This is a genomic window from Mycobacterium sp. NGS68 (assembly GCF_059812195.1).
The window spans coordinates 1-23,729 of record NZ_JCALCE010000008.1 but is presented as its reverse complement, the minus strand read 5'-3'; the positions used below and the strand labels follow the sequence as shown (position 1 = coordinate 23,729).

The 23,729-nt window shown below is 67.9% G+C and carries 24 protein-coding genes and 1 pseudogene; 9 read left to right on the top strand and 16 right to left on the bottom strand.

The window, feature by feature from the left end:
* Positions 1-15 precede the first annotated feature (15 nt).
* The 11 genes and pseudogenes from AC5Y5V_RS11245 to AC5Y5V_RS11195 all read right to left on the bottom strand — a co-directional run.
* A pseudogene (locus AC5Y5V_RS11245) lies at positions 16-474 on the bottom strand (CAP domain-containing protein); the annotation flags it as partial.
* Positions 471-1,085 (bottom strand): hypothetical protein, encoded by a 615-nt coding sequence (locus tag AC5Y5V_RS11240; RefSeq protein WP_499934302.1) that lies wholly within the window; start codon positions 1,083-1,085, stop codon positions 471-473. The gene AC5Y5V_RS11240 and the pseudogene AC5Y5V_RS11245, both read right to left, overlap by 4 nt.
* Positions 1,082-1,747 carry an Rv1363c family protein gene (locus AC5Y5V_RS11235; RefSeq protein ID WP_499934299.1) on the bottom strand — a complete coding sequence of 222 codons (666 nt, stop codon included), beginning with the start codon at positions 1,745-1,747 and terminating at the stop codon, positions 1,082-1,084. Before AC5Y5V_RS11235 ends, AC5Y5V_RS11240 begins: the two co-directional genes overlap by 4 nt.
* A gap of 50 nt (positions 1,748-1,797) precedes the next feature.
* Positions 1,798-3,267 carry an MCE family protein gene (locus tag AC5Y5V_RS11230; protein WP_499934295.1) on the bottom strand — a complete coding sequence of 490 codons (1,470 nt, stop codon included), beginning with the start codon at positions 3,265-3,267 and terminating at the stop codon, positions 1,798-1,800.
* A 2-nt stretch (positions 3,268-3,269) separates the two neighbouring features.
* Positions 3,270-4,391 carry an MCE family protein gene (locus AC5Y5V_RS11225; RefSeq protein WP_499934292.1) on the bottom strand — a complete coding sequence of 374 codons (1,122 nt, stop codon included), beginning with the start codon at positions 4,389-4,391 and terminating at the stop codon, positions 3,270-3,272.
* Positions 4,388-5,773: an MCE family protein gene (locus AC5Y5V_RS11220; RefSeq protein ID WP_499934288.1), complete on the bottom strand. Its 1,386-nt coding sequence runs from the start codon at positions 5,771-5,773 to the stop codon at positions 4,388-4,390. Before AC5Y5V_RS11220 ends, AC5Y5V_RS11225 begins: the two co-directional genes overlap by 4 nt.
* Entirely contained in the window at positions 5,770-6,966 is a 1,197-nt protein-coding gene (locus AC5Y5V_RS11215) for an MCE family protein (RefSeq protein ID WP_499934284.1), read from the bottom strand. Before AC5Y5V_RS11215 ends, AC5Y5V_RS11220 begins: the two co-directional genes overlap by 4 nt.
* On the bottom strand, positions 6,963-7,994 hold the full coding sequence (locus AC5Y5V_RS11210; RefSeq protein ID WP_499934281.1) for an MCE family protein: 1,032 nt from the start codon (positions 7,992-7,994) through the stop codon (positions 6,963-6,965). Before AC5Y5V_RS11210 ends, AC5Y5V_RS11215 begins: the two co-directional genes overlap by 4 nt.
* Positions 7,991-9,277, bottom strand: coding sequence for an MCE family protein (locus AC5Y5V_RS11205; RefSeq protein WP_499934279.1), 1,287 nt, complete (start codon positions 9,275-9,277; stop codon positions 7,991-7,993). Before AC5Y5V_RS11205 ends, AC5Y5V_RS11210 begins: the two co-directional genes overlap by 4 nt.
* Positions 9,278-9,281: 4 nt before the next feature.
* Complete coding sequence (locus AC5Y5V_RS11200) at positions 9,282-10,130, bottom strand: MlaE family ABC transporter permease (RefSeq protein WP_499934277.1); 849 nt, start codon at positions 10,128-10,130, stop codon at positions 9,282-9,284.
* Positions 10,127-10,894, bottom strand: a complete 768-nt coding sequence (locus tag AC5Y5V_RS11195) for an MlaE family ABC transporter permease (protein ID WP_499934273.1) — start codon at positions 10,892-10,894, stop codon at positions 10,127-10,129. Before AC5Y5V_RS11195 ends, AC5Y5V_RS11200 begins: the two co-directional genes overlap by 4 nt.
* A 457-nt stretch (positions 10,895-11,351) precedes the next feature.
* On the opposite strand from AC5Y5V_RS11195, the gene AC5Y5V_RS11190 reads away from it, so the two are divergent.
* Entirely contained in the window at positions 11,352-11,486 is a 135-nt protein-coding gene (locus AC5Y5V_RS11190) for a hypothetical protein (protein ID WP_499934271.1), read from the top strand.
* Positions 11,480-12,610, top strand: coding sequence for a YeiH family protein (locus AC5Y5V_RS11185; RefSeq protein WP_499934855.1), 1,131 nt, complete (start codon positions 11,480-11,482; stop codon positions 12,608-12,610). The genes AC5Y5V_RS11190 and AC5Y5V_RS11185 overlap by 7 nt, the downstream gene beginning before the upstream one ends.
* Positions 12,611-12,669: 59 nt before the next feature.
* Here the strand turns inward: AC5Y5V_RS11185 and AC5Y5V_RS11180 are convergent, their stop codons facing one another.
* Together AC5Y5V_RS11180 and AC5Y5V_RS11175 are read right to left on the bottom strand one after the other, a co-directional pair.
* Positions 12,670-14,550 carry a family 2A encapsulin nanocompartment cargo protein cysteine desulfurase gene (locus tag AC5Y5V_RS11180; protein WP_499934268.1) on the bottom strand — a complete coding sequence of 627 codons (1,881 nt, stop codon included), beginning with the start codon at positions 14,548-14,550 and terminating at the stop codon, positions 12,670-12,672.
* Positions 14,537-15,460 (bottom strand): family 2A encapsulin nanocompartment shell protein, encoded by a 924-nt coding sequence (locus tag AC5Y5V_RS11175; RefSeq protein WP_499934265.1) that lies wholly within the window; start codon positions 15,458-15,460, stop codon positions 14,537-14,539. The genes AC5Y5V_RS11180 and AC5Y5V_RS11175 overlap by 14 nt, the downstream gene beginning before the upstream one ends.
* Before the next feature lie 385 nt (positions 15,461-15,845).
* Here AC5Y5V_RS11175 and AC5Y5V_RS11170 point away from each other — a divergent pair, with 385 nt between their 5' ends.
* The 6 genes from AC5Y5V_RS11170 to AC5Y5V_RS11145 all read left to right on the top strand — a co-directional run bounded on the left by AC5Y5V_RS11170 (position 15,846) and on the right by AC5Y5V_RS11145 (position 21,493).
* Positions 15,846-17,168 carry a TQXA domain-containing protein gene (locus AC5Y5V_RS11170; RefSeq protein ID WP_499934263.1) on the top strand — a complete coding sequence of 441 codons (1,323 nt, stop codon included), beginning with the start codon at positions 15,846-15,848 and terminating at the stop codon, positions 17,166-17,168.
* Positions 17,165-18,097: a cysteine synthase A gene (cysK, locus tag AC5Y5V_RS11165; protein WP_499934260.1), complete on the top strand. Its 933-nt coding sequence runs from the start codon at positions 17,165-17,167 to the stop codon at positions 18,095-18,097. The genes AC5Y5V_RS11170 and cysK overlap by 4 nt, the downstream gene beginning before the upstream one ends.
* 2 nt (positions 18,098-18,099) lie before the next feature.
* Complete coding sequence (gene cysE, locus AC5Y5V_RS11160; protein WP_499934257.1) at positions 18,100-18,795, top strand: serine O-acetyltransferase; 696 nt, start codon at positions 18,100-18,102, stop codon at positions 18,793-18,795.
* Positions 18,796-18,829: 34 nt separating this feature from the next.
* Positions 18,830-19,249 (top strand): thioredoxin family protein, encoded by a 420-nt coding sequence (locus AC5Y5V_RS11155; protein WP_499934254.1) that lies wholly within the window; start codon positions 18,830-18,832, stop codon positions 19,247-19,249.
* A 20-nt stretch (positions 19,250-19,269) separates the two neighbouring features.
* The gene (locus AC5Y5V_RS11150; protein WP_499934251.1) at positions 19,270-19,722 is read left to right on the top strand and encodes a DUF4395 domain-containing protein; all 453 of its coding nucleotides are present in this window, start codon (positions 19,270-19,272) and stop codon (positions 19,720-19,722) included.
* A gap of 121 nt (positions 19,723-19,843) precedes the next feature.
* Positions 19,844-21,493: an NAD-dependent malic enzyme gene (locus AC5Y5V_RS11145; protein ID WP_499934248.1), complete on the top strand. Its 1,650-nt coding sequence runs from the start codon at positions 19,844-19,846 to the stop codon at positions 21,491-21,493.
* A 6-nt stretch (positions 21,494-21,499) separates the two neighbouring features.
* On the opposite strand, the gene AC5Y5V_RS11140 is transcribed toward AC5Y5V_RS11145, so the two are convergent.
* Positions 21,500-21,844 carry a hypothetical protein gene (locus AC5Y5V_RS11140; RefSeq protein ID WP_499934246.1) on the bottom strand — a complete coding sequence of 115 codons (345 nt, stop codon included), beginning with the start codon at positions 21,842-21,844 and terminating at the stop codon, positions 21,500-21,502.
* A 4-nt stretch (positions 21,845-21,848) separates the two neighbouring features.
* Positions 21,849-22,133 carry a hypothetical protein gene (locus AC5Y5V_RS11135; RefSeq protein ID WP_499934244.1) on the bottom strand — a complete coding sequence of 95 codons (285 nt, stop codon included), beginning with the start codon at positions 22,131-22,133 and terminating at the stop codon, positions 21,849-21,851.
* A gap of 43 nt (positions 22,134-22,176) precedes the next feature.
* Here AC5Y5V_RS11135 and AC5Y5V_RS11130 point away from each other — a divergent pair, with 43 nt between their 5' ends.
* Positions 22,177-22,680, top strand: a complete 504-nt coding sequence (locus tag AC5Y5V_RS11130) for a UCP032817 domain-containing protein (protein ID WP_499934242.1) — start codon at positions 22,177-22,179, stop codon at positions 22,678-22,680.
* A gap of 2 nt (positions 22,681-22,682) precedes the next feature.
* Here AC5Y5V_RS11130 and mtnA read toward each other — a convergent pair.
* The coding region (gene mtnA / locus AC5Y5V_RS11125; RefSeq protein ID WP_499934240.1) for an S-methyl-5-thioribose-1-phosphate isomerase at positions 22,683-23,729 on the bottom strand (1,047 nt) is incomplete at its 5' end.

Here is a 23,729-nt window from a genome sequence, read left to right as displayed (position 1 = left end):
CCGAGGGCGCGGGGCCGGCTGTCCGTAGACGGCCACCACAACCGTTCTGTCCAAAGCGTTTTCCGACCACACCCCGATGGCCGTGTTGGCGCAGTCGCGCATGATCGCCAGGTAATCGGGGTTGTAGTACCACTGCTTGATCAGCTCGAGATTGCTGATGGCCATGGCGGGGTTGATCGCCACCGTCTCGGCGACCTTGCCGCGGAATCCGGCGGCGTTGGCCCGGTCCTGCGGGCTGGATCCGTCGGAGCCGATGTCGTCGTTGACGTTTCGGTTGTTGAGCATGTCGCCCGCGTGCCATTGGGCGGCCTGCTGCAGCGGCAGGTTGATGACCACGTCGTTGCTGCACCCCGCCTGGTGCTGGATGGTGTAGACGTCGGAGACGACGGCGTCGTTGAGGCGCTTATTGTCGGCGTGCGCCGCGGGAACCGCCGCCGCACAGAGGATCACGGCGCCCGCCAGCCCTCCGGTCACACCGGGTCGAAGTGTGAAACCAGCCATTTGCCGTTGACCTTGTCCAGCGTCACCCGCAGGACGGGTGTGGTGTCGGTGGGCGCTCCCTCGCCGATCGTGACGCTCTGGTTGACGAATGCCAGCACGACAGCGTGGCTGTTGGTCGCCGAAACCGACGCCGCCGCGGTTACTTTGGCACGCGCCGTGATGCGCTTCTCTTTCGCGCCGGGGATGACGACTTCGCGGATCAGCGCGCCGTAGGCGTCCTTGAAGTCACCGGTCAGCCGTTCGCGGGCCGCACCGAGGTCGCGTTCCACCGACTCCGCGCGGTACGACAACAACGCGGCCGCGTCCTCGCTGGCGGCCCGCACCGATTCGCTACGGGCCGCGGTGAAGTCGTTGGCCGACGCGTCCAACCACTTGACGTACCCCACGACCAGCGCTAGCACCAGCGCCAGTCCGGGTAGCACCGCGAATGCGAGCAGACGTGGCCACGCTATCGGGCGCTTGTCCTTCGGGACGTCGGTATCGGTGTCCTCGTCGACGATTTCTTCGTCGGCGATTTCTTCGTCGACGATTTCTTCGTCGACGATTTCTTCGTCGCGCGTCGTGGGTTCCTTGAGCGTGGTCATGGCACGAACACCACGTTGGAGACCTTGGCGCCGTCGCCGACGGTTTGGACCTCGATGCGCATGCGCCATTCCCGCGGTGCCTGCTCGCCGACGGCGGTCCGCGACTTCACCGAAACCGCCACCAGCACCTGGGCCCAGTCGCCCCGCTGGGATTCCACTCCCGCCTCGGTGATGGTGCCTTCCGACTGCGACCGCGCCGCCTTGACAATCTCGATGAATGGCTGTGAGCGTTTCGCGAAGTCGTCGCGGAAGGCGCCGGTGGCCGAGTCGAGGACCCGTTGCACGTCCGTTTCGACCTCCGTGTAGTTGATCGTGGTGAGGTTCACCGCGCCCTGGCGGGCGGTCTGCACGAAAAGGTCGCGCTTGGCGTGCGCCTCGTGCTTTTCGTAGGCGCGGTAGCCCAGCCAGCCGCCGAGTCCGGCCAGTGTCGTCGTCACAGCGACGCTGGCCACCAACGCCCATCCGACATTCGAGAGTTTGCGGCGGGGGCGGCGCCGGCGCTTCGGCCGGTCCGCTTTCGCCTCAGTCTCCTCAGTAGGCGCGTCGGTGGTCCCGTCGGTGGCGTCGACGGTGGCTTCGACGGTGGCAGACTCGTCGGTCTCGTCGGTATCGTCCGGCTGCACTTGCTCCTCGGCATCCGAGACATCGGGTTCGATCGCCATGGCGCTCCTAACTACGGTGAAAGTTCTTGTTGTCAGTCGTTTTCGACGGCTTACGGTGGCGGCGCCAGCAGCTGCTGCCAATTCTTGGCACGCGGGTGCGCCAGATCAGATTCGGTGTACCGGTGGCCGTCGGGCCCGATGTACTCGCCGGTCGCGGGATCGTACGTGGTCACCGCGAGTGGCGGCGGCGACGGCGCGGTGCCCCGCGGCGGTGGTAGCCGCGGATCCTGTCCCGGCGCGTATTGCGGGACACCCTGACCGGAGTAGGTGGCGTTCGGATCGCCCTTCCAGTTGTAGCCGTCGTTGAGCGGCACGTATTCTTCGTCGCTCTCGCACAATTCGACGGTCGGGGCCCGCTTCCACGGTTTGGTTTCGCACGGAATATTGCGCGCCCCACGAACATTGAGCTCGGAGTCCTGTGGCAGGCGGCAGTACATGTCGGCGGCCGGCCGGTCGGGGGCATCAACGCTGGCCGGCGAGCGGCGCTGTTTGGGCGGCAGATATCCCGTCGTGCAGGGCGGGGGCAGGTTGAGGTTGAGGTTGAAGTCGAGGTAGGCGCCGCGCAAGTCCTGCTTGGTGCCCGAGTTCGGCACGATGATCGCCGACATGGCGGCGACGCCCTGCGGGAACAGCACCAACAGCTGCTCGATGTCGTGGCGGTAGACCACGGCGATGTCGCCCAGGCTGACCAGGTTGGCCAACAGCACCGGCAGGGCAGGCGCGACCCGGTCGAACAACCGGTGGCCCTCCTGCAGGCCCGCCGGACCCTGCGTCAACAGGTCCCGCAGTGCGGCGTCCTGTGCCTTGAACTGCGCCATAATCGCCGCGGTCCGATTGGCCCAGCGGGCGATCGAATCAGAGGTCTGCACCTGGGAATTCAGCACTGGCGGGGACTGGTCGATCAGCGCGGCGAGCGGGTCGACGGTCCGGCCGCCGGCGATCGCCAGCGCCGCCGACCCGTCCACGATCCGCGACAGTTCGGGCCCGAGGCCGCCGACCGCGCGGTTGGACTCGTCGATCACCGTGCGCAGGTTGTCCCGCGGAATCGCCTTCAGCGCACGGTTGGTCACGTCGAGCAGGTGTCCGATGTCCACGGGCACGTCGACGCGTCCCGCGGGGATCACGTCGCCGGCGCGCAACGGGCGAGAATGTTCGCCGTTGACCCCGGGCCGCGGAGTCAGCTCGATGTACTGCTCGCCGATCGCCGAGCGGCTGTGCACCGACGCCTGGACGTCCGAGGGCACCGAGGTGCCGGATTTCATGGCCAGCACGGCCCGCACGCCGGTCGCGGTCACCTCGATCGACTTGACCTGGCCGACGTCGGTTCCGCGGTAAGTGACCACCGAGGTCTGGTACAGCCCGCCCGACTCCGGCAGGTCGACCGTCACGCTGTACTCCCCGATCCCGAACAGCGTGGCGGGCAGCTTCATGAAGTCGAACATCATTGCGCCACAGGACAATATGGTGATCATGGCCAGGACCGCCAACTGGATCCACGTCTTGCGGTGCAGGCGCAGCATTCTCAGTACCCCCCGTCGTGGTACGGGAAGGTCAGGGGGTTGCCACCGGTCGCGGGGCTGGGCTGCATGCCGATGGTGCGGCCCCACTGCAACTCCAGGCGGGTGAGGTTGCCTTCCCAACGCGAACCAGTGAAAATCCCGGTGTCGATGCGGCTCAACGTCAGATCGACGATCAGCGTGAGGTTCGCGTAGTCCCCGCGGAACCAGTTCCTGGCCGTGGACGCCGGCCACGGATAGGTCAGCAACATGTCCAGGCCCCGCGTCAACGCCGGCCCGGAATCGGCCAGCGACCGCAGCACCGGCGCGATGTCGCGGAGGTTGTTCACCAGCGACTGCCTGGTCTGGTGGATGGTGTCCGCGGCGATGGCGCTGAACTTGCCGAGTTGATCGATCGCGTCGGCGATCTTGGTTCGCTGCTCGGCGAGCACCGCGAGCGCCTTGGGAATCGTCGTCAGCGCCCGGTCGACGGCCGGGTCCTTGGCGGCCACCTGGCCGGCCAGGCCGTTGAGGTTCTCCGCGGCGGCGATGATGTCGTCGGTCTGGGCGTTGGTGCCGGCGATGAACTCGTCCAATTGGCGCAGCAGGCTGCGCATCTCGGGTTCGCGGCCGGCGAACGCCGTGGCGATCGTCCGGTTGATCTCTTGCAGTTGGCCCAGGCCGCCGCCGTTGAGCAGGATCGACACCGACGCCAACGTCTGCTCGGTGGTCGGATAGAGGCTGGCGCGGGCAAGCGGGATGATCGATCCGTTCGTGAGCTGCCCGACGGGCGGCTCGCCCTTGGGCGGCGCGAGCTCGATGTGCATCGAGCCGAGCAGGCTGGTCTGCCCGAGCTTGGCGGTCGAGTTGGCGGGCAGCCGGATGTCGCCGTTGATGCGCATCGTGACCAGCGCATGCCAGTCCTGCACTTCGATCTTGGTGACGTTGCCGACGTTCACGTCGTTCACCCGGACACGGGTGTTCTGTTGGATCGTCACGACGTCCGGCATCTGCGCCTGGATCGTGTAGGAATCCGATCCCCCGCCCGCGGTGCCGGGCAGCCGAAACGAGTTCAGCCCCCGCCATTCACACGCCGAGAGGACGGCGATGCACGCGGCGCACAGCGCGGCGGCCACGACGCGCCTCACGAGGGCCCCGTCGGAAGCATCAGATCCTGCAGGACGCGCACCGGGCTGGTGGTGCCCGGCGGCGGGGCTTCTGCGGGCGGCGGGGCTTCTGCGGCCGGCGGCAACCCGGCGAGATGCGGCTGCTCGGCGGGCAGCGGTTGCTCGGGCGGCGGGCCGGGCGACTGAACGGGCACGGGAAGTTCCGGCGCCGGCCCTGGCGGCGGCGCGTAACCGGGACGCAGCCGGTCCTCGCTGTAGGTGATCTCCCCCGGGCGGGCCTGCGGCCCGACGAACGGGTTGATCCCAACCGGGATGTAGTTGTAAATCCGGTTCTTGATGATCGGATTGATGTACTGCAGGCACAGTTTCGATACCCGGGCCAGGCGTGCGCGGGACGCCGACTCGATGGCGCTGCAGATCCACTGCGGGATGTCGGCGAAGTTGTTCAAGGCCAGGATGCCGGTCATCGCGCTCTGCGCCGGCTGGTAAATGTTCATGAAGTTCTGGAACACTGTCGGGGCGATATGCAGGATCTGCTTGAGATCCATCCGGCTGTCGTTGAGCGCGCTCGTGACGGAGCTGAGCCGGTCGAACGTGACGCCCAGTGCCTCACGGTTTTCCGCGACAAATCCACGCACGTCCGCCAGCGCCGTGTCGAGGCCCTGCAGCGCGTTGGCGATCTCGTTGGGCGTGTTGGTCAGCACCGTGCTCACGCTGGCCAGGTTGCGGTTGAACGAGGCCAACAGGTCGCTGCTGGAGTACAGCGCGGACACCAGCAATTGCAGGTTGCGCACGGTGCTGAAGATGTCGTCAGCGTGATCGCCGAGCGCCGAAATCGCCTTGGACAGCTTGACGACGGTCTCGCGCGCCGTGTCGCCGGTGCCACGCAGGTTGTCCGCCGCCGAGTTGATGAACTCGCCGAGCGTGTTCACCCCGCCCGGGGTCGTGGGACGCAGGGTTTCGCTGAGCGTCTCGAGCTGCTTGCGGAAGTCGTCCCATTCCACCGGGACGGCGGTGCGTGCCAGCGGGATGGCGGCTCCGGGGCTCAATGTGGGTCCACCGGAGTAGACCGGGACCAGCTGGATGGCCCGCGAGGTCACCAGCGACGGCGACAGAATGGCGGCGCGCGCGTCGGCCGGGATCGAGTATTGCTTGTCCACGGAGAACGTCACCAGCGTGGCGTGCGGTTGCGGCTCGATCTTGTCCACCGACCCGACCGCGACGCCGAGTATCCGGATCTCGTCGCCGACGAACAGACCGTTGGATTCCGCGAAATAGGCCGAGTAGGTGTTCTTTTCGACAGCGTTCCACAGTCGTCCTCCGACGATCACCGACGAGATCGTCAGAGTGACCGCGAGGCTGATGGCGGCGATGATCCGCACGGTGCGCCGGCTGATGTTCACTGTCCGGCACCCCCGTAGCCGGTGTGCGGCGGCAGGGTCCGCACTGGCGGCGTCGAGGGCGGCGGCGACGGCGGCTGCGACCACAGCGGCACCGGGGCGTTCTGCGGCGGGACGGGCGGCGATCCGGTCGGCGGGTCCACCGCCTCCGACGGCAGCTTCGCGTTGGGGTCCAGCAGCCTGTCGTACATGTCCGCGTCGATCACCGGTCCGCCGATCTGGCCGGGAACCAGGTTCGCCACGTAGGCCTTGAAAAACGGTCCGGAGCCCAGTGATTCGCCGAACGACATCGCGTAACGCTTGAACTTGGGCAGGGTCGCCTGCAGCTCCTGCTTGCGGTTGTCCAGGATCTCCAGCACGCCGTTCAGCTTGTCCAGCGCCGGCTTGAGCTGCGTCCGGTTGTCGTTGACCAACCCCGACAGCTGGTGCGACACCGCGGTGAGGTTGTTCATCAGCGCGTCGATCGAGTCGCGTTCGTCGAGCAGCGCTGCCAGCAGCGCGTTGGAATTCGAGACCAGCCCCGCGATCTGCTGACTGCGCTTGCCCAGCACTCCGGAGACTTTGTTGGCGTTCGCCAGCAGGCTGCGCAGCTGCTCGTCACGATTGTTCAGGGTGTCGGAGAAGCGGGCCACGCCCTCGAGCGCGGGCTTCAGATCGGGCGGCGTCTCTTTGAAGGTGTTGGCCAACGTGGTGAGGGCCGAAGACAATTGGGTGGTGTCCAGGCCGCTGATCGTGGTCGTCAGGTCACCCAGCGCGTCGGGCAGGTCGTACGGCGCATGGGTGCGTTCCAGCGGGATGGTGCCGCTCAACCGGCCCTGGCCGCGTGGCGTGAGCTCGAGCATCTTGGCGCCCAGCACCGTTTCGGTTTTGATCGCGGCTTCGGTGCGGTCACCCAGCTCGACATCCTTCCGGACGGTGAAGCCCACCCGAACCCGGGTGCCGTCCAGGCGGACTTCCGCGACCCTGCCCACACCCATGCCCGAAACCCGTACCGTGCTACCGGTTTTGATGCCGCCGGCCTCGCTGAAGTAGGCCGAATAGTCGTTGGTGTCGGTGATGAACGGCAGCTTGTCGTACTCGAATGCGCCGACGACCACCGCGGTCACGATCGCCAGACCCCCCAGCCCCACCAGGGCCGGATTACGCTCGCTGAGCGGCTTGAACTTGAATCGGGACTTGAGCTTTATCGACTTCATTGCGGCGTGCACCGCCCGCTGGGCTGCCCGAGCATTTTGACGTAGATCGGGTTGCCGCCCTTGCCGTTGAGCTTGAGCAGTACGTCGCAGAAGTAGAAACCGAAGTAGTCGCCGTTCATGCCCTGCCGGGCCAGCACCTGATAGACGTCGGGCAGCTCCCTGAGCAGGTTGTCCAGATACTCGCGGTCCGACAGCACCTGGCCGGACATCCGGTCCGTCTCGCGCACCACGTCCTTGATCGGCTGGCGGGCCTGGACGAGCAGATCGGTGACCGACCCGGCCGCCGCGTTGATGTAGGCCAGCCCGTTGGAGATGTCGGTCTTGCGCTGCGCGAGGCCCTCGACGAGCGACGCGAGCTTGTCCAGGCCGTCGGAGAATTCATGGTCGCGCGTGGCGAACGTGTGCAGCACGGTGTTCAGGTTGGCGATCAGCTGACCGATCAGCTCGCTGCGCCCGGCCAGCGTGCTGGTCAGCGTCGACGTCTGCGCCAACACCGAGGCGATGGTGCCGCCCTGGCCCTGAAAGATGCGCAGCAGTTCGCCGGACAGGGCGTTGACCTGTTCGGGATCCAGGGCCCGAAACAGCGGCCGGAACCCGCCGATCAGGGCGTCGATGTCCAGCGCCGGCGACGTCTGCGCCACCGGAATCGTCGAGCCCGTGGGCAGCCGGCGCGGCGGCCCGGGACCCTCTTCGAGCGCGAGATAGCGGTCCCCGATCAGGTTTTCGTAGCGCACCGCCGCTTTGGTGCCCGGAGTGAGGCGCAGGCTCTTGTCGATCGCGAAGTCGACGGTCACCGTGCCGTCGCGATGCAGGTGCATGTCGCCCACCTTGCCCACCTCGACGCCGGCAATGCGCACGAAGTTGCCGGACTTCAGACCCGAGACGTTGCTGAACACCGCGTGATACGGTGTGCGGTCTTCGAACCGCAGCTGACCGAAGACCGCGATCAGCGTGAACGTGAACACCAGACAGATCGCCGTGAACAGCGCGACGCGCGCGATGATGGCCGAGAGTTTCCGTCGTCTCATGGCGGTGGCTGCCCCCCACGCCAGAAGTAGCGAGGCGGTCCGGGCGGGTTCTTGGTGGTCGGGAAGTAGTTGGACCACCACGGGTTTCCGGTGGCCAGGTTGGTCCGGATCTCGTTCGGCTCGGTGCCCCAGCCGGTGTCGGTCACGAGCTGACGCACCGGGTAGTTGGCGCTCGGGTCCGGCAGCGAACCGCAACTCGGCCGTCCGCCCGGCCCGCCGGTGGCGTTGACCCGGGGCAGATGACGCGGGTATCGGTACGGGTCGTCGCCGAAAAGCAGTGCGGCGTCGAGGATCACGGAGTAGCCGTTGCCGCCAAACGCGTCGCGGCCGCCGTGCTCCAGAAACCACTGCGCGCCCTGGAAGAGGCAGGTGTAGGTCGGCGAGTACTTGCGCAGCAAGGCCGAGGTCGGTTCGAGCAGGTTCACCGACCGCACGATGTTGGATTCGTTGGTGCCGATCACGCTGATGCCGGCCTGGCTGAAGCCGACCGCCGACAACAGCAGCGTGTCCAGCGCCTGCTGGTTGGCGGTGATGGTGGCGCTGGGGGTGACCGCCGAGTCGAGAATGGACAGGATATCCTGCGCCGCATTGGAATACGCGGCGGCGGTCTTGCCGAACAGCCGCCAGTCCTGATGAATCGTGGACATCCGCGGGTTCACCGTCAACAGCACGTCGTTCGCACCGGTGATCGCCTGTCCGAGCACCTCGCCCTTGCCCCGCAACGCCTGCGAGAACGCCGACAGGATCGCATTGAGCTTCGCCGGATCGATGGCGCCGACCACCGACTGCAGGTTCTCGAAGACCGTGTTGACCTCGACGGTGACGTTGCGCGAATGCAGCACCGCACCGGGCTTCAGGGGCAGGGCGCTGCGCTCTTCGGGCACGATCAGGTCGACATACTTGGAGCCGAACGCCGTCGTCGACTTGATCTCCGCCTCGATGTTGCTGGGCAGGTATTTGAATGGGCCCGGATCCATCTTCAGTTGCAGCTGGGCCGCTTTCACGTCGGTGCCGATCGAGGCGACCTGGCCGACCTGCACGCCGCGCAGCTTGACCTTGGCTCCGGTTTCCATCACCAGCCCCGCCCGGTCCGACACCAGCGTGAGCGGGATGTAGCTGCGGAACGTGCCGGAGAAGGACGCCGCCGTCATCGCCACCAGAGCCGCGACCAGGATGAACAGCGTCGGCGCCCACCAGATCGGATCGACCCTGCCCCTGCGGGACTTGTTGGTCCTGAAGGCCGCGCCGGCCCGGTCGGGGGCGTGGTTCGTATCGCGGGTCATCGCCTCAGCCCGACAGGTTGAAGTTGCCGGACTGGCCGTAGATGGACAACGAAATCATCAGGCAGACAAAGGCGGTGACGATCATCGAGGACCGCACCGAACGCCCGACCGCCTCCCCCACGCCGGCCGGGCCTCCGGTCGCGGTGAAGCCGTAGTAGGTGTGCACGACCATCACGCCCGTTGCCATCGTCAGCGCCGCCAGGAACGACCAAAACAGGTCGGTGGGGCGCAGGAACGTCGAGAAGTAGTGCTCGTACACGCCGCGCGACTGCCCGTAGATGTAGATCGTGCCGTACTTGGCCGCGAAGAAAGACATCAGCACCGCGACGGCGTAGAGCGGGATGACGACCAGGATGCCCGCGATGATCCGGGTGGACGCCAGGTAGGTGATCGAGCGGATGCCCATCACCTCGAGCGCGTCGATCTCCTCGTTGATGCGCATCGCGCCCAGCTGCGCCGTGGTCCCGGCGCCGATGGTGGCGGCCAGCGCCACCCCGGCCGTGCACGGCGCGATCATGCGGACGTTGAAAAACGCCGACAGGAAGCCGGTGAGCGCCTCGACGCCGATGTTGGACAACGTGTCGTAGCCCTGGACCGCCACCAGCGCGCCGGTGGTCAGGGTCAGGAACCCGATGATGCCGACCGTGCCACCGATCACCGCGAGAGCGCCTGCGCCCATGCCCATCTCGGCGATGAGCCGCAGCAGCTCACCCGGGTAGCGGCGGACCGCGTCGCCCGTGGCCACCAGGGACTGCACGTAGAACGCGGTCTGCTCACCCAGCCGCCGGGTCGCGGCCACCATCCGGGGACCGAGGGCGGCCAGCCATGGCGGCTCGCTCGCCGTCGCGCTCATTTCGCGGTCACCTTCACGCCGAGGGCGGTGATGACGATGTTGATGAAGAACAGCGCCATGAAGGAGAACACCACGGTCTCGTTGACCGCGTTGCCGACGCCCGTGGGACCGCCGCCCACCGACAGGCCCTTGTAGCAGGCGATCAAGCCGGCGGACAGCCCGAACAGCGTCGCCTTGATCAACGAAATCACCACCTGGGGCAGGCCCGTGACTAGGGTCATGCCGGCGATGAAGGCGCCGGGCGTGACGTGCTGGACGAAGACCACGAAGATGTAGCTGCCCGTCAGCCCGGTGACCGCTACCACCGAATAGAGCAGCAACGCGACGAAGGTGGCGGCGATGATGCGGGGGACCACGAGGGCCTGAATGGGATTGACGCCGATGACCTTCATCGCGTCGATCTCCTCACGGATGGTGCGCGCACCCAAATCGGCGCACATCGCCGTCGACCCGGCGCCGGCGACGGCCATCGCCGTGACGACCGGCCCGACCTGGGTCACCGATGCCAGCGCCGCACCGGCACCGGAGAGATCCCCGGCTCCGATCTCCACGAGCAGAATGTTGAGCACGAACACGATGAGCACCGTGTAGGGGATCGACAGCATGATCGTCGGGAAGATCGAGACGCGGGCCACGAACCAGACCTGTTCGAGGATCTCCCGCCACGCCCAGGGGCGGCGCACCATCACGAACAACGATTCGACGCTGAGCACGAAGAACTGGCCCAGCGCGTTCATGGGCTTCGCGATGGTGGCGCCGTTCATGCGTCCCGCTCAGCCCACCGGGTGCCACGATGGCTAATCCGGTCCCCCATTTTCGTAATGCAATTAACGCCGTTTTAATTTATCGACCCTCGTATCGGCCGCCCTACCGTCTTGTCGTGCCCAATAGGATGGGCAGTTTACGGGCAAATTGGGACCCGGCCGTAGGGTTGCGATCAGCCAGAACAAATCTAGCCGGACGGTCGCAACCGTCCAGCTCACGCGCGTGGCTCCCCGTCGATGATGGCCACCGAGCACAGTACTTAACCTGGGAAATCAGGACCCGCACAATATTTATGTGCAGGGTGACAGAAATTGTATCGGCAGAGATTTCGCACCGATTCGCAATCAGATCTAGATTCATCCCGATCCAATCACTTTCTCGGCATTCGCAGGCACGCAACGATTCCCGCAGCAGAGTGTGCCGAACGAGGCCACCGATGTCGGAGGAGTGCTCGCCGTGGTTGAAGACGTCCCGACACCGCGGTGGCGCGACCGGCTCACCCGGTTCGGCGAGGATTGGTGGGCGACGCTGGTGGCCGGCGTGATCGTCGCGCTGGCCGTGGCCGACGCCCTGCCCAAGGTGCCCTGGTGAACGCCGTGAGCACCGTTCGCATCGAACCCGAAGAGGCCTCCCATGAGGTCGCGTTCACCAGCGCCCGGCCGCTGGACTACGCGCCCGGCATCCTGCTGCTGGTTGCTGTGGGCGGGTTGGGAAAGTACGCCCAGATATGGTGGAATTCGGCTGCCCGCCAACAACACTGGACAGTACCCGACATCGAATACGTGTTGTGGGCGATCCTGATCGGGCTGCTCATCACCAATACGATCGGACTGCACCGGGTGTTCCGGCCCGGGGTGCTGACCTACCAGTTCTGGTTGAAGGTCGGAATCGTGGCGCTGGGCTCGCGCTTTGTCCTCGGCGACATCGCCAAGCTGGGCGCGACCAGCCTGGTCCAGATTCTGGTGGACATGACGATCGCGGGAACCACGATCCTGCTCGTGGCGAGGGCATTCGGCCTGTCCGGCAAGCTGGGCTCGCTACTGGCGATCGGCACCTCGATCTGCGGGCTGTCGGCCATCGTGGCCGCCAAGGGCGCGATCCGGGCCCGCAACACCGACGTCAGCTACGCGATCGCGGCGATCCTGGCGCTGGGCGCGGTGGGCCTGTTCGTGCTGCCGCCGCTGGGCCACGCGATCGGGCTGACCGATCACGAATTCGGTTTGTGGGCGGGACTATCGGTGGACAACACCGCCGAAACCACCGCTACCGGCTACCTGTACTCCGACCACGCCGGCAAGATTGCCGTTCTGGTCAAGTCCACCCGCAACGCGCTGATCGGTTTCGTGGTGCTGGGTTTCGCGCTGTACTGGGCCGCCCGCGGGCAGGCCGACGAGATCGCCCGCGGCGCGAAAGCCAAGGCGGCGTTCGTCTGGGCGAAATTCCCGAAGTTCGTGCTGGGCTTTCTCGCCGTCTCGGCGATCGCGACGGCCGGCTGGCTGAGCAAGGGGCAGAGCACCAATCTGGCCAACGTGTCGAAATGGGCCTTCCTGCTGACGTTCGCAGGCGTCGGGCTCACCACCGACATCCGTCAGATCGCGCGCACTGGGTGGCGCCCGCTCGTCGTCGCGGTCATCGGGCTGGTCGTCGTCGCGTCGGTGTCCCTCGGCATCGTGCTGCTCACCTCCCGCGTGTTGCATTGGGGCGCAGGCAGCTAAGCGGCTGAGTCGACCACTGCGGAGGGTTGCGGCGTCGAGTCTGCGACGACGGGCGCGGGTCACCCGACGTTGGTGCCGCCCTCGGCGATCCGGCGCACCGCGTTGAGGAAGACGTCGATCTCCTCGTAGGTGTTGTAGAACGCGAACGACGGGCGAACCGTCGCCTCGAGTCCATAGCGGCGCAGGATCGGCTGTGCGCAGTGGTGCCCGGCGCGGACCGCGATGCCCTCGGCGTTGAGCGCCTTGCCGACCTCGAGCGGCTCGTGTCCGGCCAGCACGAAGGACAGCACGCTGGCCTTCTCGTCGGCCGTGCCCACGAGACGGACGCCGGGGATGTCGGCCAGCCGCGGGGTCGCGTACTTCAGCAGCGCGTGCTCGTAGGCCGAGATGCGCTCGATGCCGACGCGCTCGACGTACCGCAGCGCCTCCCCCAGCCCGACGGCGTCGGCGATGTTGCCGGTGCCGGCCTCGAACTTGTTGGGCAGCCCCTGATACAGCGAACGCTCCAGCGTCACGTCGGCAATCATGTTGCCGCCGCCCTGCCACGGCGGGGTCTCGGCGAGCGCCTCCTCGCTACCGTAGAGGACGCCAATTCCGGTGGGGCCGTAGATCTTGTGACCCGAGAAGACGAAGAAGTCGACACCGAGCTCGGCGACGTCGATCGGCAGGTGCGGGATCGACTGGGCGCCGTCGATCAGCACCCGCGCCCCGTAGCGGTGGCCCAGCTCGACGATCTTCTCGACCGGCGTCACCGTACCCAGCGCGTTGGAAACCTGCGTGGCGGCAACGAGTTTGGTCTTCGGACCCAGCAGGTCCTCGAACTCCGACAGCAGCAGGTTGCCCGCGTCATCCACCGGCGCCACCCGCAACACCGCGCCGGTCTGCTGCGAAAGCAGTTGCCAGGGAACGATATTGGCGTGGTGCTCCAGGTGGGTGATCAGAATCTCGTCACCGGGCCCCAGATGTTTGCCGCCCCACGCGTAGGCCACCAGGTTGATGGCCTCCGTGGTGCCGCGGACGAAGATGTTCTGCTCGGCCTTGGGAGCGCCGATGAACCGCCGCACCGTCTCGCGGGCCTCTTCGTAGGCGTCGGTGGCGCGCGCCGCCAGTTCGTGCGCCGCGCGGTGGATGTTGGAGTTCTCGTGCGCGTAGAAGTACGACAGCCGATCGATGACGACCTGCGGCTTCTGCGTGGTCGCGGCGTTGTCGAACCAGATCAGCGGCTTGCCGTTGACGGTCTCCTTGAGGATCGGGAAGTCGGCGCGCACCGCGTTCACGTCGAAAACCTCGTGCGCGTCCGGCAATTGGGGCACCGACTGGGGCGCGGTGAGGAAGTGGTAGTCGGCCTCGTTGCCGACCGGCGCCACCGCGGGCGCGTCCGACCAGCCCAGGTTGGGGATCGGCGGGGCTTCGGGCAGCCAGCCCGGCGCCGAACCCCGCGGGGCCACCGGCACGGTCGGTGTCGCCCCGGCCAGCACACCGGGCACGGTCGGGACGATACCCGTCGGCACGGCGAAGGCGCTCAGGTCTGCGATGCCGGGCGGCAGGAGCGGGTCGGCCACCCCGGCCGCCGTGCCGGCCGCGGACGGCGCCGCCGAAGAATCCGGCACGCTTCCCCGCGGTGCCACCGGAACCGCTTGGGGCGGAACTCCTTCCGGGCCGGGCGACGTCGGCGCCGGTACATAGATGTCGGTGCCGCCGATCAGCGGCACCGGCGCCGGGAACGGGTCGGACGTACCGGCCGCCGTCTGCCCGGCGGACGTCACCGCCGTCGTGTCGGGCACGTTGCCGCGAGGGGCGACGGGCGCCGTCTGCGGCGGGCTGTCGGGCCCGGGCCGGATGCTGGCCGCGTACAGCTGTGTGGCCAGCGCCGCGAGTTCGACGGCACTGATGGGCAGTTCGCTCTCGGCGGCTACCGACCGGTACTCATTCGTACTCATAGAACTGGTCCACAGCGACGTCATCGAGCACGGCAAGCGCGTCGTCAGTGAGGACGGCCAGGGACGTGTAGAGGGTGACCAGGTAGGTCGCGATCGCCGACTGGTTGATGCCGGTGAACCGGACGGACAGCCCCGGCGCCTGCTCACCGACCAGGCCCGGCTGGAACAGGCCCACCACGCCCTGACGCTCCTCCCCGGTGCGGGCCAGGATGAACTTGGTCTTGCCGTCTTCGACGGGCACCTTGTCCGACGGGACGATCGGAATGCCGCGCCAGGTGATGAACTGGGCGCCGAACAGGCTCACGACGACGGGCGGAACCCCGCGCCGGGTCGCCTCACGGCCGAAAGCGGCGACGCCCAGCGGGTGGGTCAGAAAGAAGCTCGGCGTCTTCCACACCTTGGTGATCAGGGAGTCGAGGTCGTCGGGGGTGGGCCCGCCGGCGCGCGTCTGGATGGTCTGCTCGGGGGTCGCCTGCGCCAGCAGACCGTACTCCGGGCTGTTGACGAGTTCGAACTCCTGGCGTTCCTTGATCGTCTCGATCGTCAGCCGCAACTGCTGGGCGATCTGGTCGTGGGGGCTGGAGTATAGGTCGGAGACCCGGGTGTGCACATCGAGCAGCGTCGAGATCGAGCGCAGGGTGTACTCCCGGGGGCTGGTCTCGTAGTCGACGTAGGTCTCGGGCAGAGGCTCGTCGATCGTGGCGCCCGCCTCGGCCTTGACCGCCACCTGGTCGGGATTGACGACCCGGTTCACCCGGTAGATGCCCGCTTCCACCGGAACCCAGCTGAGCAGGTGCAGCAACCAGCGCGGGGTGATGGTGGAGAGCTGCGGGACAGTCTTCGTCGCGTTCGCAAGCTGCCGGGCAGCAAGGTCACCCAGGGACTGAGACTCGTTCTGAGCCGAGGTCATGATGGTCCTTCCGTGCAAGTTTCAATCATGTTGATTCTTAATTGGGGTCGCTACGGGCCGGTCCAATCATGCCCCACATCGCTGTGCGATGCCCGCCGAGGGTAAGTGACGGCGACAGCCGCGCACAAAGGTTTAACCACGCGTGATGTAAACCGTCACAATCCGGTGGTTCGCGGTCCCTGCCATTTGATTGGCCTATAGTGGGGCACATGCAACAGGCCGCACAGCCGCGCTTTCTTCCCTCGCGCTGCCTCGCCATGCTCTGTTGTTGTTGCTCCTGTTGATTCCTGACGCCTCTCGTCCAGAAATCTCGCGCCCCCGGTTCTGATGGCCGCTCGGCCCTCCGTGACGCGCGCTACCCATCTTCAGGAAGAGCAACTCACCCATGACGGTCCTATCCATACCCAGCCGTGTACAGGCTCCGGTGGCGACCCGCAGACGCGTCCGCGTGCGGCCGGCCTCCGAACCGACGCGCATGACCCGGTACCGGGGTGGCACCTATTCGCACACCGTCGAGCGGATCGTGTTCACCGACGGCACGACCGCTCGCACCGACCTGATCAGGCTGAATCCCAACCTGCGGGCCTACTCGCTGGACTTCATGGGCATCGCGCCACAGCACCCGTCGCCGTATCGCCTGGACAGCTGGTCGGCGCTGCCACACCTGCACACCAAGGGCTGCGAGGCGGAGGTGGACTGGATCCTGCGGCACTCCTTTCCCATCCGATCCCTCACCGAGCTGAGCCGACAGCTGCGCCAGGCGGGCTACCCGCTGGGACCTGCCGACATCAGCGAACACGAGGCGATTGCCGGAACCCAGGCCGCCATCTGGTACTTCACCAACGACATCGCCCTGGACACCCGGCCGCTCAATGCCCCCACCGCCGTGCAGCACGACCCGGCCGGGGTTTTCACGTTCGAATTCGAGGGGCATCCGCAACTCGGCGGTTACTCGCTGTGGAACGCCTCCCCCGGACAGGTCACTGTGCGGTTGCAGAAATCGGCGGACGGTGTCGCCTGGCAGGACGTCTCGGGCTCCACACTGACCATGTCCGGGGGCAGGGGCCTCTACCAGCGGACGCTGGGCGTAGGCAGCACCGTGTCGACGAGTAGCCACGGCCGGGGCGGCCGCGGCTACCGCTACTACCGGCTGATCACCACGGCGCCGGACGACGCGGCGGGCGGCGCCGCGGCGATCGACCACGTCGACTTCTGGCTCACCGGGTCCCGGCACTATCGCAACGCCGACCGCGTCGTACACCTCTACAACTACCTGCTCGCCGGCGCCCATCTGGCCGTTCGGGCGGCGCAGGAACCGCTGCTGGACACCGCCGCGGTGGCCGGCTCCGAAGACGACTCCGAGCTGGTCGGCCCCTTCCAGGCCGGGATTCCGATGACACTGACCGCCTCCGACGGCCACACCGTCGTCGACGCCGACGGCGTGCCGATCAGCGGGACGGTACAGCCAGGCACCGATTTCTACCTGCGATGCGCGCCGGGCACCACGGCGACAACGTTGACGGCGGTCCCGTCGCACCACTTCAACGGGCGGGTGCTCACCGGGGTGGCGATAGCGGGACCGTCGCGCGCACAGCAGCCGAGCCTCACTCCGGTTGCGCTCACCACCCCCACCCGCGTGACAATGGAGTTTGACATCATGTGGGAGTCCGAGCGGGCCTGCACCGACATCGTTGGAGAATGTGGATGACCATCGCCGAGAACATCACGCAACTGATCGGAAACACCCCCCTAGTCCGGCTCCGCAGGGTCACCGACGGTGCCGTTGCCGACGTCGTCGCCAAGCTGGAATCGTTCAATCCCGCGAGCAGCGTGAAGGACCGCATCGGGGTGGCGATGATCGATGCCGCCGAGAAGGCGGGTCTGATCAAGCCCGACACCATCATCGTCGAACCGACCAGCGGCAATACGGGGATCGCGCTAGCCATGGTCGCCGCCGCACGCGGCTACAAGCTGGTGCTGACCATGCCGGAGACGATGAGCGTCGAGCGGCGAAAGGTGTTGCGCGCGTACGGCGCCGAGCTGATCCTCACCCCGGGCCCCGACGGCATGGCCGGGGCCATCGCCAAGGCGGAGGAACTGGCCAAGTCCTCCGAGCAGTACTTCATGCCGCAGCAGTTCGAGAACCCGGCCAACCCGGCCGTGCACGCCGTCACCACCGCCGAAGAGGTCTGGAAGGACACCGACGGCAAGGTCGACATCTTCGTGTCCGGAATCGGTACCGGTGGCACCATCACCGGGGTCGCTCAGGTGATCAAGGAGCGCAAGCCGTCCGCGCAGTTCGTAGCGGTGGAGCCGTCGGCGTCGCCGGTGCTGTCCGGCGGGCAGAAGGGGCCGCACCCGATCCAGGGCATCGGCGCCGGGTTCGTCCCGCCGGTGCTGGACATGGGCCTGGTCGACGAGGTCGTGACCGTCAGCAACGAAGACTCACTCAGCCTGGCCCGCCGGCTGGCCACCGAGGAGGGGCTGCTGGTCGGTATCTCCTCGGGGGCCGCGGTGGCGGCCGCACTCGAGGTGGCCCGCCGGCCCGAGAATGCCGGCAAGCTCGTCGTCGTCGTGCTCCCCGACTTCGGCGAGCGATATCTGAGCACGGTGCTATTCGCCGATCTGAGCGAGTAGGCATGCTGGCAGCCATCAGACGCGACATCCGAGCAGCCAGGGAACGCGATCCCGCGCAGCCCACGGTGGCGGAGGTCGTCTTCGCCTACCCGGGCGTCCACGCCGTCTGGGGTCACCGGGTCACGAACTGGCTGTGGCGCCGCGGCGCCCGCCTGCTCGCCCGCGTGCTGGGCGAGCTGAACCGCATCCTGACCGGGGTCGACATCCACCCCGGCGCGACGCTGGGCCCCGGCCTGTTCATCGACCACGCGACCGGGGTGGTGATCGGCGAGACCACCGAAGTGGGTGAGGATGTCACGATCTTCCACGGCGTCACGCTGGGCGGCACGGGCGCGCAGACCGGCAAACGGCACCCGACGGTGGGTGACCGGGTGGTCATCGGCGCAGGTGCCAAGGTCCTCGGCGCGATCAAGCTCGGCGACGACAGCCGGATCGGCGCGAACGCCGTCGTGGTCAAAGAGGTTCCCGCCAGCGCGGTGGTCGTCGGGGTGCCCGGGCAGGTCGTCAGCCGCCTGGGCCCCGCCAGCGAGGACGAGTCGAAATTGCCCGACCTGGTGGGCGCCAGCCTCAAGTCCCTGCTGACCCGGGTGGCCAGGCTGGAGGGCAGCGGGAACGGTGCCGCGTCCGACGGTCGCGCCGAGCGGGTCATCCGGCCGCCGGAGGCCGGGGTCTGGCACGGCGAGGACTTCTCCATCTAGGGAATATCCCGATGCGGAAAGTGTTGGTGCGCTCGTGAGTTCCGTTGTACTGGCCGTGACGGCGACCGTCGCGGCGCTGGGAGCCGCCACGGTGATCGGGCTGATCGTCAACCGCCGGTCCGGTGTGCTACGCGAAGCGGCGCCGGAGCCCGAGCAGGGCACGCCGGACCTCGACCTGTCCGACGCGGGGCCGACCGTCGTGCACTTCAGCGCGGTGTGGTGCGGCCCTTGCGCGTCGGTGCGCCGGGTGGTCGACCAGGTGTGCGCCGACCTGCCCGGCGTGGCGCATCTGGAGGTCGACATCGACGCGAATCCGGCTGCCGCCAAACAGTTGTCGGTGCTCTCCTTGCCGACGACAATCATCTTCGACGCCGGCGGGCGGCAACGCTACCGCAGCGCGGGCGTGCCCAAGGTGGCCGACCTGCGCACCGCCCTGGAACCGCTTCTGTCCTGACCGATCCCGAGGAGCTGTACATGTCAACCGATGCCAACCAAGTGGACGTGCGGGGTCCGCGGTTCTCCGCCGCGATCAGCACCACGGTCCTGGTGCTCACGCTCGCCGTCTCAGCGGTCAGCGCGCCCGCTGCCGCGGTGATTCTGGCCGCCCAGGCCGTCGTGTTCGCGATCACCGCGTGGCGCGGCCCGCGCGACAGCCCGTACGGGTGGCTGTACCGCACGTTGGTGGCGCCACGGCTCGGACCCGTCACCGAGCGTGAGCCGGTGCCGCCGCTGAAGTTCGCGCAACTGGTGGGCTTCGTGTTCGCGGTGATCGGCGTCGTCGGCTTCGCCGCGGGGATTCCGCTGCTCGGTGCGGTGGCGACCGGGTTCGCGCTGTTCGCCGCGTTCCTCAACGCCGCCTTCGGCATCTGCCTCGGGTGCCAGATGTACCCGCTGGTCGCCCGGTTCCGCCGCGCGCCCGCCGCGTAACCGCCTTGGTGCCGCCCCGGTGCCGCTTGGTGCCGCCTCGGTGCCGCTTGGTGCCGCCGAATCCCGCGCGACCCGAACCGATTCCGGGCCGGGCGGTCGCGATCGGCGTTACCGTGACCAGATGAGCGACGGCTGTGTGCCCCGGATCCCCATCGCCCTGTCCGCGCCGAGCCTCAATCGCGGGGTGGGCTTCACACACGAGCAGCGGCGCCGGCTGGGACTGACCGGCCGGCTGCCGTCGGCGGTGCTCACGCTCGAGCAACAGGCCGACCGCGTCTGGCGCCAGTTGCAGGGCATGGCTACCGATCTGGGCCGCAACCTGCTGCTGGAGCAACTGCACTACCGCCACGAAGTGCTGTACTTCAAGGTGCTCGCCGACCACTTGCCCGAGCTGATGCCGGTCGTGTACACGCCGACCGTCGGCGAGGCCATCCAGCGCTTCTCCGACGAATACCGCGGACAGCGCGGCCTGTTTCTGAGCATCGACGAACCCGATGAGATCGCCGACGCGTTCCAGACGTTCGGGCTCGGGCCGGGCGACGTCGACCTGATCGTGTGCACCGACGCCGAAGCGATCCTGGGCATCGGCGACTGGGGTGTGGGCGGCATCCAGATCGCGGTGGGCAAATTGGCGCTGTACACCGCCGGCGGCGGCATCGACCCCCGCCGCTGCCTCGCGGTGTCGCTCGACGTCGGCACCGACAACGAACAGCTGCTGCAGGACCCGTTCTATCTGGGCAACCGGCACGGCCGCCGCAGCGGCCCCGAATACAACGACTTCATCCTGCGCTACATCGAGACCGCACACCGGTTGTTTCCGCGGGCGATGCTGCATTTCGAGGATTTCGGTCCGATCAACGCGCGGATGATCCTGGAAACCTATGGCGCGGACTACTGCGTGTTCAACGACGACGTGCAGGGCACCGGCGCGGTGGTCGTGGCCGCCATGTACGGCGGATCGGCCGTCACCGGGATCCCGATGCGCGAGCAGCGGGCGGTGGTGTTCGGGGCCGGCACCGCGGGGATCGGCGTCGCCGATCAGATCCGGGACGCGATGGTCGCCGACGGCGCCACCGTCGAGCAGGCCGCCGCGCAGATCTGGCCGGTCGACAAGCAGGGCCTGCTGTTCGACGACATGGCGGATCTGCGCGATTTCCAGGCGCCCTACGCGAAGAACCGCGACCAGCTCGGGATCGCCGGCGAGGATCGGGTCGGGCTGCTCGACACCATCAGGTTGGCCTCGCCGACCATCCTGTTCGGTTGCTCGACGGTGTCGGGCGCGTTCACCCAGAAGGTCGTCGAGGCGATGACGGCGTCCTGCGAGCGCCCGATGATCTTCCCGTTGTCCAATCCGACCTCCCGGATGGAAGCGATGCCCGCCGACGTGCTGGCCTGGTCGAACGGCAAGGCGCTGGTGGCCACCGGAAGCCCCGCCGCCCCAGTCGAATACGACGGGATCGCCTACACCATCGGCCAGGCCAACAACATGCTGGTGTTCCCCGGGATCGGGCTGGGCGTCGTCGTGTCCGGGGCCCGCTTGCTGACCCAGGGCATGCTGCAGGCCGCAGCGAAAGCCATTGCGCAACAAGCTGATCCGACGACAGTCGGCGCTTCGTTGTTGCCGGAAGTGCAGAACCTGAGCGCGATCTCGGCGGCCGTCGCCGAGGCGATCTACCACGCCGCGACCGCGGAAGGGGTGGCCACCCGAACCCACCGGGACGTCACGCAGGCCGTGCACGACGCGATCTGGCTGCCCAGCTACGGCGACTGAAAGCGCCTAACTTCCACCACCGCAGCCCCCGCCGCCGCAACCGCTGCCGCCGCCGCAGCCGCTGCTGCCACCCCCGCAGCCGCTGCCCCCGCTGCAGCTGCTGTTTCCCCCGCCACAGCTGGTGCTGCCGCCGCTACACCCGCTGCTGTCGCTGCTGAAAAAGCCGCTCGAAAAGCCGCGCGAGCCGCCGAAAAAGCCTGTGCCGCCGGCGTTCCAGACGCTGCCACCCATCGAATTGCGCATGGTGCCCGTGACCCGGCTGATGAGAAATACGGCCCCGGCGACCAGGGCCCCGACGACCATGATCGCGCCGACGACGATGCAGGCCAAGGCGATAGCACCGGTGCTCATGCGATCAGTTGCCGCCGCCGCCGCAGCCGCCGCCACCGCAACCGCTTCCGCCGCCGCACCCGCTGTGTCCGCCGCCGCAGCCGCTGTGGCCACCGTGGCCGTGTCCGCCGCCGCAACCGCTGGAGCCGCCACCGTCACCGCCGCCGTACGCCCCGCCGCCGGCGGACCAGTAGCCACCGCGTCCCGACCGTCGCCCCCCGCGCCGGGAACGCATGGACGACACCAGGAGCGCGATAATCACGAAGATCACCAGCATGGTCAGGATTGCCGCGAGAGCACCACCACTCATGCGCCAAGGTTACGCGCGTTTGCGCACCGCATACAGTGAGAACGTGCGGCGTCGGCGCGTGGACGGATACCGCCGGGCGCTGGCCGCCGCGGCCGAACTCGACCTTCCCGATGCCGTATTCAAGACGTGCCCCTGGCAACCCCGCGCACTCATCGACACCGGTTTGCGGCAGTGGCTTCGCTGCTGCGCTCCCGCGCTGCGGGACAACCAGGTGATCGGCATGCCATCACGCGCCGTCGACGAGGCGTGGCACGGCCTGATCCTTTGCACTGCAAGGTATTCGGCGTTCTGTCGGCAGGCGTACGGACAGTTCCTGCACCATTATCCGGAGGGCAGCGTCACCGCGGGCACCCCGGGCGCCGGCGACCCGGCCGGCGAGCAGCTGCGCCGGACGGTCATCGCCTGGTCGCTGGTCGCGCAACCGGGCGAAGAGTGTGTGCTGTGGGATCTCGACGGCCGCGTCGGCGTCGAGGCGCCCTGGGGCATCGACGGCACCCGGGTCGCCGAGATTCAAGCCGCGGTCGCCGATCTCGGCCGGTTGCCCTGACGTTACGGTGTCGGCCCGCCCGAATGAACCACACCGTTCTGGGTGACGATCGCGGTGACCAGGTCCGGCGGGGTGACGTCGAACGCGGGGTTGAAAACGGCGATTCCCTCAGGGGCAGTGGCGATTCCGCTGACGTGCGTGACCTCGCCCGCAGCCCGTTCCTCCACCACGATGTCGCGGCCCGTTGACGTGGCCGGGTCGCGGGTGGACTCCGGTGCGACGACGACGAACGGGATGCCGTGCCGGTTTGCCGCGACGGCCAGTGCGTACGTGCCGATCTTGTTGGCGACGGACCCGTCGGCGGCGATCCGGTCCGCGCCGACGATTACACAGTCCACCTGGCCGGTGGCCATCGCCCACGCCGCCGCCGAGTCGATCGTCAGCCGGTGCGGGACCCCAAGCTCGGCCAGCTCCCAGGCCGTCAGGCGCGCGCCCTGCAGCAGGGGCCGGGTCTCGTCGACCAGGACGCCCTCGACCAGGCCCCGTTCGTGCAGGACCCGCACCGCGCCGATCGCCGTGCCGAACTCGGCCATCGCCAGCCGGCCGGCGTTGCAGTGGGTGAGGACCTGTAGCCGCCGATCGGGCAGCAGCCGCTCGATGAGGTCTGCGGCATGGGTGGCGGCGGCCCGGTTCGCCCGCCCGTCCTCGGCCAATATCCGCAGGGCCTCGTCCAGCACCGCCGGCGGCCCGTCGGGCAACCGGCTCAGCGCCCGTCGCACACCCCAGGCCAGGTTGACCGCGGTCGGGCGGGCCGACGCGATCCGCGCGGCCTCGGACTGGACCTTCCGGGCGTCGTCGGGATACGCCAGCGCGGCCAGCGCCACGCCGAAGCCGCCGGCCACCCCGATCGCCGGTGCGCCGCGAATGGCCAGTGTCTTGATCGCGTCGATCAGCTCGTCGACCGTCGTGATCCGCATGGGCCGCCACTCGTGCGGCAGGGCGCGCTGGTCGACGACGACCAGCGCCCCGTCGTCCCAGGTGATCGAGCTCTCGTCGGGCCGGGGTGCTACCACGCCGTCTATCGTCACCCATCCCTCGCGAGCAGACGT